14 protein-coding genes and 1 tRNA gene are annotated in these 14,937 nt (G+C 62.7%); 5 read left to right on the top strand and 10 right to left on the bottom strand.

Annotated elements, in window-relative coordinates; translation table 11 throughout:
• Positions 1-109: 109 nt before the first annotated feature.
• Positions 110-1,126 carry an amino acid ABC transporter substrate-binding protein gene (locus tag K1177_RS04735; protein ID WP_224702166.1) on the bottom strand — a complete coding sequence of 339 codons (1,017 nt, stop codon included), beginning with the start codon at positions 1,124-1,126 and terminating at the stop codon, positions 110-112.
• A gap of 221 nt (positions 1,127-1,347) precedes the next feature.
• Here K1177_RS04735 and metC point away from each other — a divergent pair, with 221 nt between their 5' ends.
• Positions 1,348-2,535 carry a cystathionine beta-lyase gene (gene metC, locus K1177_RS04730; RefSeq protein ID WP_224702165.1) on the top strand — a complete coding sequence of 396 codons (1,188 nt, stop codon included), beginning with the start codon at positions 1,348-1,350 and terminating at the stop codon, positions 2,533-2,535.
• On the opposite strand, the gene K1177_RS04725 is transcribed toward metC, so the two are convergent.
• Positions 2,517-3,266, bottom strand: coding sequence for a phosphatase PAP2 family protein (locus K1177_RS04725; RefSeq protein WP_224702164.1), 750 nt, complete (start codon positions 3,264-3,266; stop codon positions 2,517-2,519). The two genes, metC and K1177_RS04725, sit on opposite strands and share 19 nt — an antisense overlap.
• Before the next feature lie 104 nt (positions 3,267-3,370).
• On the opposite strand from K1177_RS04725, the gene K1177_RS04720 reads away from it, so the two are divergent.
• From K1177_RS04720 to K1177_RS04710, 3 genes are all read left to right on the top strand, one after another.
• A tRNA-Pro gene (locus K1177_RS04720) sits at positions 3,371-3,447 on the top strand.
• Between the two features lie 45 nt (positions 3,448-3,492).
• Positions 3,493-3,798, top strand: coding sequence for an ETC complex I subunit (locus tag K1177_RS04715; protein ID WP_137151718.1), 306 nt, complete (start codon positions 3,493-3,495; stop codon positions 3,796-3,798).
• A 103-nt stretch (positions 3,799-3,901) separates the two neighbouring features.
• Positions 3,902-4,759, top strand: coding sequence for a TraB/GumN family protein (locus tag K1177_RS04710; protein WP_224702163.1), 858 nt, complete (start codon positions 3,902-3,904; stop codon positions 4,757-4,759).
• A 60-nt stretch (positions 4,760-4,819) separates the two neighbouring features.
• Here K1177_RS04710 and K1177_RS04705 read toward each other — a convergent pair whose 3' ends face one another.
• The 8 genes from K1177_RS04705 to K1177_RS04670 all read right to left on the bottom strand — a co-directional run bounded on the left by K1177_RS04705 (position 4,820) and on the right by K1177_RS04670 (position 13,646).
• Entirely contained in the window at positions 4,820-5,971 is a 1,152-nt protein-coding gene (locus K1177_RS04705; protein WP_224702162.1) for a Gfo/Idh/MocA family protein, read from the bottom strand.
• Between the two features lie 113 nt (positions 5,972-6,084).
• Positions 6,085-7,140, bottom strand: coding sequence for a sugar phosphate isomerase/epimerase family protein (locus tag K1177_RS04700; RefSeq protein ID WP_224702161.1), 1,056 nt, complete (start codon positions 7,138-7,140; stop codon positions 6,085-6,087).
• Between the two features lie 143 nt (positions 7,141-7,283).
• Positions 7,284-8,423, bottom strand: coding sequence for a Gfo/Idh/MocA family protein (locus tag K1177_RS04695; RefSeq protein WP_224702160.1), 1,140 nt, complete (start codon positions 8,421-8,423; stop codon positions 7,284-7,286).
• A gap of 5 nt (positions 8,424-8,428) precedes the next feature.
• Complete coding sequence (locus K1177_RS04690) at positions 8,429-9,178, bottom strand: sugar phosphate isomerase/epimerase family protein (RefSeq protein ID WP_224702159.1); 750 nt, start codon at positions 9,176-9,178, stop codon at positions 8,429-8,431.
• Positions 9,179-9,368: 190 nt separating this feature from the next.
• Positions 9,369-10,454, bottom strand: a complete 1,086-nt coding sequence (locus tag K1177_RS04685; protein WP_224702158.1) for an ABC transporter ATP-binding protein — start codon at positions 10,452-10,454, stop codon at positions 9,369-9,371.
• Positions 10,455-10,458: 4 nt separating this feature from the next.
• Entirely contained in the window at positions 10,459-11,382 is a 924-nt protein-coding gene (locus K1177_RS04680) for a carbohydrate ABC transporter permease (RefSeq protein ID WP_224702157.1), read from the bottom strand.
• Entirely contained in the window at positions 11,379-12,326 is a 948-nt protein-coding gene (locus K1177_RS04675; protein ID WP_224702156.1) for a carbohydrate ABC transporter permease, read from the bottom strand. The genes K1177_RS04680 and K1177_RS04675 overlap by 4 nt, the downstream gene beginning before the upstream one ends.
• A gap of 84 nt (positions 12,327-12,410) precedes the next feature.
• Positions 12,411-13,646, bottom strand: a complete 1,236-nt coding sequence (locus tag K1177_RS04670) for an ABC transporter substrate-binding protein (RefSeq protein ID WP_224702155.1) — start codon at positions 13,644-13,646, stop codon at positions 12,411-12,413.
• A gap of 227 nt (positions 13,647-13,873) precedes the next feature.
• Between K1177_RS04670 and K1177_RS04665 the strand changes: the two genes are divergently transcribed.
• Positions 13,874-14,935: a LacI family DNA-binding transcriptional regulator gene (locus tag K1177_RS04665; RefSeq protein WP_224702154.1), complete on the top strand. Its 1,062-nt coding sequence runs from the start codon at positions 13,874-13,876 to the stop codon at positions 14,933-14,935.
• Positions 14,936-14,937 lie beyond the last annotated feature (2 nt).

Genomic DNA, 14,937 nt, shown 5'->3' with positions numbered 1-14,937 from the left:
TGTCCCCAAGCCGCCTAAGTCACGGCTGATCCACGGGCCATGCAGGATGGCCGAGCGTGGAACTAGAAACCCGACGCTCCAGGTATGAAGCGTCGGGCTCAGGTCCGGCTTAGCGGATCGGCGGAGCGTACTGAATGCCGCCGTCTTTCCACAGCGCGTTCAGACCGCGTTCCAGGCCGATGGGGGTCGACGGGCCAACGTTGCGATCATAGGATTCGGCGTAGTTACCGACCAGCTTGATGATCTGGTAAGCCCAGTCCTTGGTCAGGCCGAGCGGGGTGCCGAAATCGCCTTCAACGCCCAGCAGGCGCTTGATGGCGGGGTTGTCGGAGCCGAGCATCTCGTCGACGTTGGACTGGGACACGCCCAGTTCTTCGGCTTCGAGCATGGCGAAGTAGGTCCAGCGAGCGATGTTGAACCAGCCCGTGTCACCGGCGCGCACGACGGGGCCGAGGGGTTCCTTGGAGATGATCTCGGGCAGGATGATGTGATCATCCGGCACGGCGAACTTGGAACGCTCAGCGGCCAGGGCCGAGGAGTCCGTGGTGTAGACGTCGCAACGGCCGTCTTCATAGGCCTTCACGACTTCGTCCTGGTCGACGAACACCACGGTGTTGAATTCCATGTTGTTGGCCGCGAAGTAGTCGGCAGCGTTCAACTCGGTGGTGGTGCCCGATTCGATACAGATAGCGGCGCCGGACAGGTCGAGGGCGGACTTGATGCCGTCGGCCTTGCGGACCATGAAGCCCTGGCCGTCATAGAACATGGTGCCGACGAAGCTGATGCCCAGCTGGGTATCGCGGCTCATGGTCCAGGTGGTGGTGCGGGACAGAACGTCGATTTCACCAGCGGACAGCGCGGTGAAACGCTCCTGGCTGGTCAGCGAGGTGTAGCGGACGGCGTCGGCGTCATTGAAGACCGCAGCAGCGAGAGCACGGCAGTAATCGACTTCCAGGCCGGTCCAGACGTTGTTGGAATCGGGGGCAGAGAAGCCGGGCACACCGCCGGTGACGCCACATTGGACATAGCCCTTGGCCTTCACATCATCGAGAATGGCTGCATGAGCAGCCGTCGCGCCGAGGCTCAGCGAAGCCGCGACTGCGATTGTTACGAGCGTTTTCTGCATTGATTTTGCCTTTTGGTTCCTGACCTTGTGTCCCGAGGTTAGCGAGCTTGCCCACATCCCCGGTGGCACCTCCACACTTTGAAGTGCAGTTGCGATGCTGTTATCCATGCAAGCGTCTATTGACCGTTGCGTCAAGGGTAGATGCTGGCTTGGGACAGCAAGCCTGTCGCTTATTTAGACACCTTTGTGTATTTGACTGGATATTGAGCACCGAGCCTCCCATGAATGACATCAAAAAAGGCAGTTCGCCCTTGCGTTCGATTGAGACGATCCTGACCCATGGTGGGCGGGACCCCGACGAGCAGTTCGGCTTCGTCAACACACCGGTGTACCGGGGCTCCACGGTGCTGTTCAAAACCCTGGCGGATCTGGAGGCGCAGCAGCAGCGCTATCTCTATGGCCGCGCCGGCAACCCCACCACCGAAGGCGTCGAGGCCATCATCAGCCAGCTCGAGGGCGCCTATCGCACGCAGCTGCTGCCGTCGGGCCTGGCCGCAGTGACCGTGGCGCTGATGAGCTGCCTCAAGGCCGGCGACGATGTGCTGATCAGCGACAGCGCCTATGAGCCAGGCCGCACGTTTGGCGATGGCTTCCTGACCCGCATGGGCGTGAGCGTGCGCTATTTTGATCCGCGTATCGGCGCTGGCCTCAAGGCCCTGATGCAGCCCAATACACGCGCGGTGCTGGGGGAGAGCCCCGGCTCGCTGACCTTCGAAGTGCAGGACATCCCTGCCCTGGCCAAGGTGGCTCATGATGGCGGCGCGCGGCTGATCATCGACAACAGCTGGGCCAGCCCACTCTTTCACCAGCCGCTGGCGCTGGGCGCCGACCTGGTGGTGCATGCCGCCACCAAGATGTTCGTGGGCCATTCGGATGCCTTTGCCGGCACGATCTCGACCACCCAGGAAGCCTGGGCTGATGTGGAACGGACGCGCCGGCTGCTGGGCTTTTTTAGCTCGGGCGATGATGCCTATCTGGTGGCGCGTGGCCTGCGCACGCTGGCGCTGCGCATGGCGGCGCATCGTGACCGCGCGCTCGAGATCGCGCGCTGGCTGGAGAGCCAGCCCGAAGTACAGCAGGTGTTGCACCCGGCGCTGGAAAGCCACCCCGACCACGCTTTGTTCAAGCGCGATTTCACCGGGTCAGGCAGCCTGTTCAGTGTCTTGCTGGCCCCTGCCCCACGCGCCTCGGTGGCGGCCTTTGTCGACAAGCTCGAGCTGTTCACCATGGGCTATTCATGGGGTGGCTATGAGAGCCTGTGCCTGCCGGTGAAACTGGGGAAGAACCGCACGGCCAAGCCCTGGACGGCGGACGGCAATCTGTTCCGGCTGCATATTGGCCTGGAAGGCACCGAAGACCTCAAGGCCGACCTGGCGGCAGCGATGGAGCGCTATGCGCGGGCGCGGTAGCGCCAGCGGCGGAGCAGCCGCTTGATATTGGGCAAGCCCCGGAACCGCACGGAGCCATCCGCGCGGTTCGCAAACAGCCAGCGACGCCCCGCGAAGACATTCCGCACCGCATAGGCGCCGATCAGGCCGAGGGCAAAGCCGCCCACCACATCGGTGGGATAGTGCATGCCGATGACGACGCGCGACAGGCCTGTAACCAGGGCGATGACCAGAACGGCAGGAAACAGCCGCGGCGCCATGAAGCCCACGACCAGGGCCGTGGCCATGGCCGTGGTGGAGTGGCCGGACGGAAAGCTCTGAAAATCCCAGGCGTTGACCACATGGTGGAACTGGAAGGCGCCGACATCGCCAAAATGCTCCGGCCGCGCGCGACCGACCAGGCGCTTGAGCAGATTGGAGACCAGCCCGGGTAGACCGACCCCGATGAAGATGAAGGCGGCAACCATGCCCAATTCATAGACCGCGCGCCGATAGGCGCCGATCGGCAGCCGCAACGCGATCGCGGCCAGGGCAAAGACCAGAACCGAGGGAATCAGCACCCAATCTGACAGGCCGAAATCAGTGATGAAGGCGAAGGGCGCGCGCCACACATCGGGCCAAGCCTGCAATGTCTGGGACGCCCAGGCATCAATGAACAGCAATGCGAAAAGCACCATGACCAGCGCCACAGCGCGGTCCTGCCAGGTCTTGCGGTTGAGGCCCAGCGGCCAGCGCGGCGTAAGGTCAATCATGGGTGATGTATTTGGACGTGTGCACAGGTTCCGTCAATGCTCACACACAGGTGTGGTTACGCTTGCCCTATGGCTCTGAACAGGCTAACGGATGGCGGTGATATCGGAGTGTAGCTCAGCCTGGTAGAGCACCGGTTTTGGGAACCGGGGGTCCAAAGTTCGAATCTTTGTACTCCGACCATCACAGTCCGCCTTCTGGCGAAACGCATCGTGTTGAGGACTTTGCATGACCGCCCGTATCTACCGCCCGGCCCGCAACGCCATGCAGTCCGGCAAAGGCAAGACCCACAAGTGGGTGCTGGTGCATGAGCCGGCTGCGCCCCGCTCCATCGATCCTCTGATGGGCTATACCAGCACCACCGACACGCGCCAGCAGATCCGGTTGAGCTTTGATACGCTCGAAGCCGCCGAAGCCTATGCGCAGAAAAATGGCATCGCCTATAGCGTGCAGCCGGTGCATGAAGCCACGCCGCAGCGGGTGAGCTATCCGGACAATTTCCGCGCCGATCGCAAGACACCCTGGACACACTAGTCCCGTCTCTGCCATCCTGAATCCACAATGCGCTGCAAACTGTTGCGGCGCATTTGTTTTTTGGGCCGGCAAGACGATCACCGACCGTATCGGGAGGTGATTGATGCTCAAGCGGCTGTTGACGACACTTGGAGTGCTGCTGCTCAGCGCCCCGGCGCAAGCGGCCCCTGCCCTGTGGGCCGTCAGCGATGGCGATAGCGTCGTGCATGTGTTTGGCTCGCTGCATGTCATGCCCGCCGACACCGACTGGCGCACGCCACTGTTTGACGACACCCTGGCCAAGGCGGACCAGATCGTCTTTGAGACCGACATCCGTCCTGCGGCCATGGCCGAGGTGGGCGCCAAGGCCTTTGTGCGCGGCATCTATGTCGACGGGACGCAGCTGACCGATGTGATGGACGAGGGGCTTGAGGCCGAAGTGCGGCGGCAGGCCGAACTGCTTGGCATGCCGTTTGGGCCGATGCTGGCCATGCGTCCCTGGATGGCGGCCAACACGCTCTCGGCCGCCGGCATCGCCAGCCTGGGCATGATCGAGCAAGGCGTCGAGTTCAGCCTGGAACCCGAGATTGCCGCCGACCGCATGGCCTTTCTCGAGACCGGCGACGAGCAGATCGAGGTGCTGGCCGGGGCGCCGGATGATGAACAGATTGCCCTGCTGCAGGCGACTGTCGAGCAGTTCGACCAATTGCCCAAGGTGATGAGCAAGCTGATGAGCCACTGGCTGGGGGGCACGCCGGACAAGCTGGGCGCCCTGTTCCTGATGGATATGGGCGGGCTGGAAGAGGCCTATCTCGACCGGCTGCTGCTGGCGCGCAACCGCAACTGGATCGCGCCGATCGAAACGATGCTGGCCGAGAATCGCAACAACCTCATCATCGTTGGCGCCGGCCATCTGGTGGGCAGCGGCAATGTGCTGGAGCTGCTCGAGGCCGCCGGCTACAGCGTGGAGCGCGTGCAATAGGCCAAAAGAAAAACACCCCGGCGCAGGCCGGGGTGCTGTTCAGGCTGGGAGCGTCCCGGCTCAGACGTCGCTGAGTTTGGTCCACTTGCCGTCGTTCTTGCTCGACTGCACCGAGGCCACGATGAACTGCATGCCTTCCACGCCGTCGGCCAGCGTCGGCAGCAGGCCTTCATAGGCCTGGCCCTCGCCGCGGATGATGGCGGCGAACTGGCTATAGAGCGTGGCGAAGGCTTCGAGGTAGCCTTCCGGATGGCCCGAGGGAATGCGCACATTCATGGTCGAGGCGGCATTGCCCGAGATGGCGCCGCCGCGGGTCAGCAACTGCTTGGGTTTGCCGAATTCGGTGAACCACATGTAGTTGGGATTATCCTGGCGCCATTCGATGCCGCCCTTGTCGCCATAGACGCGCAGCTGCAGACCGTTCTCGCAGCCCACGGCCACCTGGCTGGCCCAGAGCATGCCCTTGGCTCCGCCTTCGAAGCGCAGCATGATGTTGACGTTGTCGTCGAGCTGACGGCCATCGACGAAGGCCGTCAGATCGGCCGAGACCGAGTCGGTCTTGAGGCCGGTGACGAAGCGGGCGAGGTTATAGGCATGGGTGCCGATGTCGCCGATGCAGCCGCCGGCGCCGGAACGGGCCGGGTCGGTGCGCCAGGACGCCTGCTTGTTGTCATCGCTGGTCGGCTCGGTCAGCCAATCCTGCGGATATTCGGCCTGGACGACGCGGATCTTGCCCAGGGCACCCGAAGCGACCAGCTCGCGCGCCTGACGGATCAGCGGATAGCCGGTGTAGTTGTGGGTGAGCAGGAACTTGGCGCCGTTCTTGGGCTGGATCTCGGCCAGCTTGCGGGCGTCTTCGAGCGTGGAGGTGATCGGCTTGTCGCAGATCACATGGATGCCGGCCTCGAGAAAGGCCTTGGCCGGGCCATAGTGCATGTGGTTGGGCGTGACGATGGACACCGCCTGGATGCCATCGGGACGCGCGGCCTCGGCCTTGGCCATCTCCTCATAGGAGGTATAGATGCGGTCTTCGGCCAGGCCGATATTGCGGCCGGATTCCCTGGCCACGTCGGGGCGGGACGACAGGGCGCCCGCCACCAGATCATAATCGCCATCGATGCGGGAGGCGACGCGGTGCACATAGCCGATGAAGGCTCCCGTGCCGCCGCCGACCATGCCCAGACGAATGCGCTTTGCGCCGTTCTCAGCCATTTTGTGTTCCTCTTCCCGTTCTTTCGTCCATCGTCATTGCTCGGCTCGTCCCGGCAATCGGTGGACCACCGGGACAAGCCCGGTGGTGACGATGAACATATATATCTGTGGTCCTATGACAGCCCGAGCATCTTGCGGTTGGCGGCCTTGTCGGTGCCGGCAGAGGCGAAATCGTCAAAAGCCTTCTCGGTGACGCGGATGATGTGGTTCTTGATGAACTCGGCGCCTTCACGGGCCCCATCCTCGGGATGCTTGATGGCGCATTCCCATTCGAGCACGGCCCAGCCGGCAAAGTCATACTGCGCCATCTTGGAGAAGATGGAGGCGAAATCGACCTGGCCGTCGCCGAGAGAGCGGAAGCGCCCTGCCCGGTTGATCCAGCTCTGATAGCCCGAATAGACGCCCTGGCGGCCGGTCGGATTGAACTCGGCATCCTTGACGTGGAACATCTTGATGCGCTCGTGGTAGATGTCGATGTAGTCCAGATAATCAAGCTGCTGCAGCACGAAGTGGCTGGGATCATAGAGCAGATTGGCGCGCGGGTGGTTCTTCACGCGCTCAAGGAACATCTCATAGGTCACGCCGTCATGCAGATCCTCGCCGGGATGGATCTCATAGCAGACGTCGACGCCGTTCTCGTCAAAGGCATTGAGGATGGGCGTCCAGCGGCGGGCCAGTTCGTCAAAGGCTTCTTCGACCAGACCTGCAGGGCGCTGCGGGAACGGATAGAGGAAGGGCCAGGCCAGCGCGCCCGAGAAGGTCGCGTGCTCGGTGAGGCCGAGGTTTTTCGAGGCCTTGGCTGCCCAATGGAGCTGCTGCACAGCCCATTCCTGGCGGGCCTTGGGGTTGCCGTGCACCGAAGCCGGCGCAAAGCCATCGAGCATGGTGTCATAGACCGGATGGGCCGCCACGAGCTGGCCCTGCAGATGGGTCGAGAGCTCGGTGATGGCCAGGCCGTGCTTGGCGGCGGTGCCGGCCAGTTCATCGGCATAGGTCTTTGAGGTGGCTGCCTTTTCCAGATCGATCAGGCTGCCCACCCAGGTGGGGATCTGAACGCCCTTGTAGCCGTAATTGGCGGCCCAGCCACAAATGGCATCGAAGGAATTGAACGGCGCCGCGTCGCCGGCGAACTGCGCCAGAAAGATTGCCGGCCCCTTGATGGTGCGCATTGGGTTTCTCCTCGTTGCGGGCGCTGTGCGCCTCAGTCTTGTACCAACTCGTAAAAACAGGCGGCGAATAGCCGCCGCCTGCCCTGGTCATTTATCATACTGTTGACCGGCCAATGACGGCTGTCAATGAGGTACGCACCTCATTATTTCAACAGGGCGCGTGCCTCTTCGGGGCTGAGCGCATCAGGACGTGCGCAGGTGGTGCTCAGGGTGAGCACCTGCCCGCTCTCGCCAGCCTTGAGCAGGCTGGTCATCACGTCCACGGCATGCAGCGCCACATCGAGGCCGCAGCGGGCGGTCTTGCCGCTCTCGATGGAGTTCATCATGTCGGCCAGGCCGGCAGCACGATAGTTGGCGCGCGGCGTGGGCTTGTCGAGGTCCTGGTTGGGCTTGCCGAACGGATGATCCCAGGGCGAGACATTGCTGCGCTCGCCAGCGATATTGGCCGTAACCAGATCGCCGCCGAAGAAGTTCGGATCGGGCACGAAGATAGAGCCATCGGTGCCGTAGAGCTCGATATTGTGGTGGCCGTGTGCCGCCACGTCCCAGCTGGCGCCGATGGTGACGATGGCACCCGAAGCGAACTCGAGCACGCCATGGATGGTGGTCGGCGTGCCGACCTTGACGAAGCTGCCCTTGAACGGGCCTTCGGCCGTCACTTCGCGCTCGGTGCGGGCCATGTTGGTGAAGGCCGACAGGCGCTTGACCGGCCCGAGCAGGTGGATGAGCTCGGTGACGTAATAGGGACCGAGATCGAGGATCGGGCCGGCGCCGGGCTGGAAGAAGAAGTCCGGATTGGGATGCCAATGCTCCATGCCACGGCTCATGACGTGGGTGGTGCCACTCATGATCTTGCCGAGCTGGCCACTGTCGATGATCTGGCGGGCCTGCTGGTGCGCGCCACCCAGGAAGGTGTCGGGCGCCGAGCCGACCTTGAGATTGCGCTCGGCGGCGGCCTTCTTGAGGGCCGTGCCCTCCTCCAGCGACAGCACGAAGGGCTTTTCTGAATAGGCATGCTTGCCGGCCGAGATGATGTCCATGGACACGCCATAGTGCGTGGCCGGGATGGTGAGATTGACGATCACGTCAATCTCGCTGTTCTTGAGCAGCTCATCGGGCGTCTGGGCGCGGACGCCGAATTCCTCGGCGCGCTTCTGGGCCGCTGCCGGCACGATGTCGGCAACGGCGCGAACCTCAAGCCCCTTGAACAGGGGCGCCAGACGCAGGTAAGCGCCCGAGATATTGCCGGCACCCATGATGCCGACGCCATAAGTCTTGGCCATTTGGATTACTTCCACTTCTTGGCGGTGGCGATGGAGCGCGTGGCAAAGCGCACTTCATCATTGGGCTTGTCGTGTTCGGCGACGAAGTATTCTGCCTTGGTCTTGGACTGCACCTTGCCGATCAGATTGTCCCAATCGAGCGTGCCGTGGCCAACGTCGGCCCAGCCGTCTTCATCCAGGCATTCACCGGCGGGGGCGATGTCCTTGACGTGCACGGCGGTGATGCGCGAGCCGTATTTGTCGAACCAGGCGATCGGGTCAGCCTTGCCACGGACAACCCAGGCGACGTCGCATTCCCACTCGATGGCAGGCGCGGTCTCAAGGATGATCTCCATGGGCGTGCGGCCCGAGGTGGTGGGCACGAATTCGAAGTCGTGGTTGTGCCAGCCAAAGCCATAGCCGTGCTTGGTGTAGGTCTCGCCGGCCTTGGCCAGCATTTCGGCCAGTTCGAGCCACTTGGACTCATCGGCGCTGCGGCCTTCGGGACCGATATGGGGGCAGAAGATCTTCTTCATGCCGAGCGTTTCGGCGGTCTTGAGCGTGGTTTCGACGTCCGCGACCTGGGCCGGGCCGAAGTGGCCGGTCGGCATGGTCAGACCATTCTTCTTCAGCGTTGCGGCAAGGCCCGCTGCATCGGCGTAAAGCCCGCCATAGCCTTCGACCTGGGTGTAGCCAAGGCCAGCCAGCTTGGCCAGGTAGTCTTCAAGGGAGGGAACATTGCGGGCGCTGTAGAGCTGGAATGACAGAACGGTCATTTTGGCCTCATTATAACGTTAGAATGGATGGCTGCGACGAAAGCTGGTCGCAGGGGATAACGATGTTTCGGGGCGTTGTCGCGCAGCAGCGGCAGGTCGATCACCGCAAAAGTAATATCTGGCTGCCGCGGGCAGTGTTTGGGCGCCGGCAGCCGCCCTGAGCGGGCGCCGACGCCGAAATTGGCAGTCGCTAGAGACGGTTGGTCGTCTCGACGCTGAAGATCGAGCCGCGGCCGGCGTCAAAGCCGATCAGTGCCTTCTGGCCAGACTTGATGTCGACATCGCTGTTGCAGCGGAAGGTCACCGGATGGCCGCCGATCTTGGTCCAGGCGAGGGTGTCCGAGCCCATGGGCTCGACAATCTCGATCTCGACATCCAGCGTGAAAGGCATGCTGCGAGCGTCTTCGCCCAGAACAATATGCTCAGGACGAACGCCGAGGATGGCCTTGGTGGGGCCGCTCACCGGGGTGGTGAACTCATAGTTGGCGGCCGAAATCGCGATCCCTTCATCGGTGGTGAAGGTCGTGCCATCGAGCGTGCCATTGAGCATGTTCATCTGCGGCGAACCGATGAAGCCGGCGACGTAGAGATTGACCGGCTTGTTGTAGATGGTGTGCGGATCGCTGAGCTGCTGGATCACACCATTCTTCATCACGGCGATGCGGTCGGCCAGGGTCAGTGCCTCGATCTGGTCGTGCGTCACATAGATCATGGTGTTCTTGAGCCGCTGGTGCAGCCGCTTGATCTCGACGCGCAGATCGCTGCGCAGCTTGGCGTCCAGGTTCGACAGGGGCTCGTCGAACAGGAACACATCCACGTCGCGCACCAGGGCGCGGCCGATGGCCACGCGCTGGCGCTGGCCGCCGGACAGCTCGACCGGCTTGCGCTGCAGCAGCGGCCCGATCTGCAGGATTTCGGCAGCACGGGCGACGCGCTTGTCGATCTCGTCCTTCTTCATGCCGGCAACGCGCAGGCCGAAGCTGAGGTTCCGCTCCACGGTCATCTGCGGATAGAGCGCATAGGACTGGAACACCATGCCGATGCCGCGATCCTTGGGCTCTTCCCAGGTGACATTGCGGCCACCGATGAAGATCTGCCCGTCGGAGACGTCGAGCAGGCCGGCGATGCAGTTGAGCAGCGTGGACTTGCCGCAACCCGAGGGGCCGAGCAGAACGATGAACTCGCCCTGGGCGATGTCCAGGTTCAGGTGCTCAAGCACCTTGACGTTGCCGAAGTTGAGGGACAGATCCCGAATGGAAACACTGTGTTGCGTCATCTTTTTAACCCTTAACCGCACCGGCGGCGATGCCGCGGACGAACCATTTGCCCGAGATGAAGTAGACTGCCAGAGGTACGGCGGCAGTCAGAATGGTCGCGGCCATGTTGACGTTGTATTCGCGCACACCGGTGGTGGTGGTGACGATATTGTTGAGCTGAACCGTCATCGGCATGTTCTCGCGACCCGCAAAGACCGTGCCGAACAGGAAGTCGTTCCAGATACCGGTGGTCTGCAGGATCACCGCCACGATGGCGATCGGCACCGACATGGGCAGCATGATCTGAAAGAAGATCTGCCAGAAGCCGGCCCCGTCCACGCGCGCCGCCTTGAACAGTTCAGGCGGGAGCGAGGCGAAGAAGTTGCGGAACAGCAGCGTCAGGATCGGCATGCCGAAGATGGTATGGACGATCACGATGCCCGGCAGCGTGGCGAACAGGCCCACTTTGCTCAGACCGATGATGAGCGGATAGATCACCACCTGGTAGGGCACGAAGGCGCCGAAGATCAGGATGCCGAACAGCAGGTCCGAACCCTTGTACTTCCAGAAGCTGAGGGCATAGCCATTGATCATGGCCACCACGATCGAGACCGGCACCGACAGGAGCGTGATCTTGAGCGAGTTCATGAAGCCGGGCTTGAGACCATTACAGTCGCGACCCGTGCAGGCGGTGTCCCAGGCCTTGAGCCAGGGCTCGAAGGTGACCTGAGCGGGCAGGTTGAAGAGCTGGCCGAGCCGGATTTCCGGCAGGCCCTTGAGCGAGGTCACGATCATGACCCAGAGCGGCATCAGGAAGAACAGGGCCGCAATGACCAAGAACGCATAGACGCCGACACGGCCGATGGTGAGCTTCTTGGGCTTGGCGCCACGCGGTTCGACGGCGCCCGATGCGCCGGTGGTCGCCGGCGAGAGTGCTTCGGACGTCATATTGCCTTTTCCTTCTTGCGCTTGGCGTTCCACTGCAGGACGCCCTGCAGGACGATGACGGCAAGGACCGGGAGCAGCATGGTGCATGCCGCTGCCATGCCCTGCCCCACGTTCACGCGGTCGGTGATGTGCTGGATGACGTAGATGGCGGGCATCTGGGTGGCGACACCCGGGCCGCCCTGCGTCATGGCGATAACAATGTCGAAGACGCGCACGACGCCGGTGCACTGCAGGATGAAGGCGGTGAGCAGCGCGCCCTTCATCATGGGCAGCACGATGAACAGATAGGTGCGCCAGGCCGGAATGCCGTCGATCTTGGCGGCTTTCCAGATTTCAGCATCGACGCCGCGCAGACCGGCCAGCAGGATGGCCATGGTGACACCCACACCGTTCCACACGCCACCGAGCACAACGCCATAGATTGCGGTGGCCTGGTTGGTGAGCGGGGCAAACTGGAAGTCGGTCCAGCCCAGCTGGCGGACGGCCGACTGGATGCCCAGGTTGGGATCGAACATCCACTGCCAGACGAGGCCTGTCACGACCAGGGACATGGCGAAGGGATAAAGGAAGATGGAGCGGAACAGATCTTCCTGCTTGATCCGCTGATCCATGAACACGGCCAGCAGATAGCCGAAGACCATGTTGGCGACCAGCGAGCAGACGCCGAACAGGAAGACGTTGCCGACGGAGATTCTCCAGCGGTCAGAGGCCCAGAGGCGATTGTACTGGTCCATGCCCACAAAGTTGAAATTGGGGAACAGCTTGGAGTTGGTGAAGGACCAGATGAACGAGAAGATGATGCAGATCACGAAGACGCCAACCGCCGTGAGGATCATCGGGGTGGTGCCAACAATGGACATCACATTGAATTTTCGGCGCGCTCGACGCGGTGGGCTGGTCGATACAAGCGCCGCAGCATCGCTGCTTTGGGCGTACTGGGACATGGAGGGGCTCCCTTTTGCATGGACGAGCCATGCAAGAATAAAAAAAGCCGGAGGGCATATGCCCTCCGGCCAAGCAGGGAATGATTACTCTGCGGTCTGGAGAATGTTGACGTACTGCTCGACAGCAGCATCAACAGTCATGGAGTCATCGGCCCAGAACTGAGCGACAAGGTCGTTCATCTGACCGGTCGTGTCGTTCGACAGCCAGCGGCCAGCGTCGACAGCGATGTTGGCCGGGTCCTTGATGATCTCGAGGCCCTTCTTCATGCAGTCGTCAGCCAGGGACATGTCAACGTCGTCGCGGATGGGCATGGAGCCCTTGGCGTTGTTGAACAGAGCCTGGACCTGAGGATTGACCATCATGGAGGCCATCTTCAGCTGAGCTTCCTCAACAGCCGGGTCCGACTGCTTGGGGAACAGGAAGATGTCGCCGCCGGTGGAGACGGTCGGGTGCTCGACGGGCAGAGCCAAGCAGGCGTAGTCGGTACCGGCAACTTCGCCGGCCACACCGAATTCACCGCGAGCCCAGTCGCCCATGATCTGCATTGCAGCCTGGTCGGTCACCACGAGGTTGGTGGTGTCGTTCCAGTTGCGGTTGGCGGAGCCTTCGTCCGAGAACTGCTTGAACTCACGGAACTTGGTGAAGACGTCAGCCATCTTGGACTTGGCCAGCTCGAGATCCTTGTCCTTGAGGATCTTCTCGCGGTCGGCGAGGCCGAGCATAGCGGTCTGGATCACGCCGAACGCACCGTTGATCTGCCAGCTTTCGCCGCCGATCGCGAAGGGAATGACGCCAGCTTCCTTGAGCTTGGGAGCCTTGGTCAGGAAGTCGTCAAAGCTGGTCGGCAGCTCGACGCCAGCCTTTTCGAAGGCAGGCATGGAGGCCCAGGCCCAGTTCCACGAGTGGATGTTCACGGGCACGCACCACCAGTGGCCATCGACCAGGCAGGCTTCAGAGATGGACGCCGGACGGATGAAATCGGCCCAGCCTTCCTTCTCGGCCAGCGGGGTCAGATCGAGCAGCATGCCGCCGCTGATCAGTTCCTCATACTGGCGACCCGGGTTGAACTGTGCGGCGCCGGGGGCGTCGCCACCCAGGATGCGCTGCAGCGTGGCAGCGCGGGCGTTTTCACCGCCGGCGATGGCGGTATCAACCCACTTGTCTTCGCCCAGGGCGTCGAACTCACGGGCAAACACGGACACGGCGGCCTGTTCGCCACCAGACGTCCACCAGTGGATCACCTCAACATCGGCTGCATGAACTGCGGTGGAGCCGAGGAGAGCAGTTGCCATAGCGGCAACCACTGCAAATTTCTTCATAGATTGTCCTCCCAACGATCACTTGGAGCCTAACGCTCCCGCGAAGCGGCCAGCCACAGGGTTATCTTCTTGGGAGATATCCCCTGCTGGCTGCATGTAATCGATTGCATTTCCCTTCGTGAGAAAGTTCTGCAATCGATTTCATTAGTGTCATACACGACTTGCGGACCTGTCAAGATCGATTTAGACAATAAGCGTTACCGACAGCGAGGGGGGCGCTGCCAGGTATGTCAATCATAAGAAAAACGCCGACAATTCAAGACGTTGCGCGGAACGCAAAAGTGTCTACCGCCACAGTCAGCCGCGCCCTGTCGAGCCCCGACAGGGTGAGCGAGGACACCCGTGCGCGCGTTTTTCGCGCCGTCGAGCAAACCGGCTACACGCTCAACCAGGCGGCCCGCTCGCTGCGCCAGCGCAACAGCCGCACCATCCTTGTTGCCCTGCCGGACATCGGCAACACGTTCTTCTCGGTGGTCCTGGATGCCATCGAGCGCGAGGCCGTGCTGCGCGGCTACAGCGTGCTGGTGGCGAACCGATTCGCCGGCCATGACAGCGGGCGGCGCCTGCACGAATATTTCCTCTCCAACCGCGCCGACGGGCTGCTGCTGCTGGATGGATCGGTGCCGCTGGAATCGCTGCTGGCACTGGCGGCGCCACCTGCCGGCGTGCCGTTGATCATGGCCTGCGAGGACATCGCCTGCGCGCCATTTCACAGCGTGCGGACGGACAATGAATTCGCCGCCGAGGTGGCGACGCGGCATCTGATCGGGCTGGGGCATCGCGGGATCGGCCATATCCGGGGGCCGGACGGCAATGTGCTGACGGAGGAGCGTGAGGCGGGCTATCGCCGGGCGCTGACTGCCGCGGGGATCGCGATCCGGCCGGAATGGATCCTCCCAGCCGGCTTCGACATGCAGCAGGGATTGGCCGCGGCGGAACGCTACATGGCGCTGTCCAGCCGCCCCAGCGCCATGTTTGCGGCCAATGACGAGACGGCGATCGGCTTTCTGTCGGGGTTGCGACAGCACGGGCTGGACTGCCCGCGCGATGTCTCGGTGGTGGGCTTTGACGATCTGGCCTTTGCCGCTCATTTCTGGCCGCCGCTGACCACGATGCGGCAACCCCGCGAGGCGCTGGGCCGTATCGCCGCAGAGGCGCTGATCGACCTGATCGAGGGTGAGCCGCGCCGCCGGGTGCCGCGCCACACCGTGCTGAGTTCGGAACTGATCATCCGCGGCAGCACACGGGCCTTTGCACCGGCCTCGCAGCGCCCCGCGCCGGTGGTGTGATC

The organism is Devosia aquimaris (genome assembly GCF_020169335.1).
Lineage (GTDB): Bacteria > Pseudomonadota > Alphaproteobacteria > Rhizobiales > Devosiaceae > Devosia > Devosia aquimaris.
This window is presented reverse-complemented; position numbering and strand designations above follow the sequence as displayed.

Coding starts and splice junctions, on each gene's coding strand:
- K1177_RS04735 (WP_224702166.1), bottom strand. CDS start 1,126: ATGCAGAAAACGCTCGTAACAATCGCAGTCGCGGCTTCGCTGAGCCTC.
- metC (WP_224702165.1), top strand. CDS start 1,348: ATGAATGACATCAAAAAAGGCAGTTCGCCCTTGCGTTCGATTGAGACG.
- K1177_RS04725 (WP_224702164.1), bottom strand. CDS start 3,266: ATGATTGACCTTACGCCGCGCTGGCCGCTGGGCCTCAACCGCAAGACC.
- K1177_RS04715 (WP_137151718.1), top strand. CDS start 3,493: ATGACCGCCCGTATCTACCGCCCGGCCCGCAACGCCATGCAGTCCGGC.
- K1177_RS04710 (WP_224702163.1), top strand. CDS start 3,902: ATGCTCAAGCGGCTGTTGACGACACTTGGAGTGCTGCTGCTCAGCGCC.
- K1177_RS04705 (WP_224702162.1), bottom strand. CDS start 5,971: ATGGCTGAGAACGGCGCAAAGCGCATTCGTCTGGGCATGGTCGGCGGC.
- K1177_RS04700 (WP_224702161.1), bottom strand. CDS start 7,140: ATGCGCACCATCAAGGGGCCGGCAATCTTTCTGGCGCAGTTCGCCGGC.
- K1177_RS04695 (WP_224702160.1), bottom strand. CDS start 8,423: ATGGCCAAGACTTATGGCGTCGGCATCATGGGTGCCGGCAATATCTCG.
- K1177_RS04690 (WP_224702159.1), bottom strand. CDS start 9,178: ATGACCGTTCTGTCATTCCAGCTCTACAGCGCCCGCAATGTTCCCTCC.
- K1177_RS04685 (WP_224702158.1), bottom strand. CDS start 10,454: ATGACGCAACACAGTGTTTCCATTCGGGATCTGTCCCTCAACTTCGGC.
- K1177_RS04680 (WP_224702157.1), bottom strand. CDS start 11,382: ATGACGTCCGAAGCACTCTCGCCGGCGACCACCGGCGCATCGGGCGCC.
- K1177_RS04675 (WP_224702156.1), bottom strand. CDS start 12,326: ATGTCCCAGTACGCCCAAAGCAGCGATGCTGCGGCGCTTGTATCGACC.
- K1177_RS04670 (WP_224702155.1), bottom strand. CDS start 13,646: ATGAAGAAATTTGCAGTGGTTGCCGCTATGGCAACTGCTCTCCTCGGC.
- K1177_RS04665 (WP_224702154.1), top strand. CDS start 13,874: ATGTCAATCATAAGAAAAACGCCGACAATTCAAGACGTTGCGCGGAAC.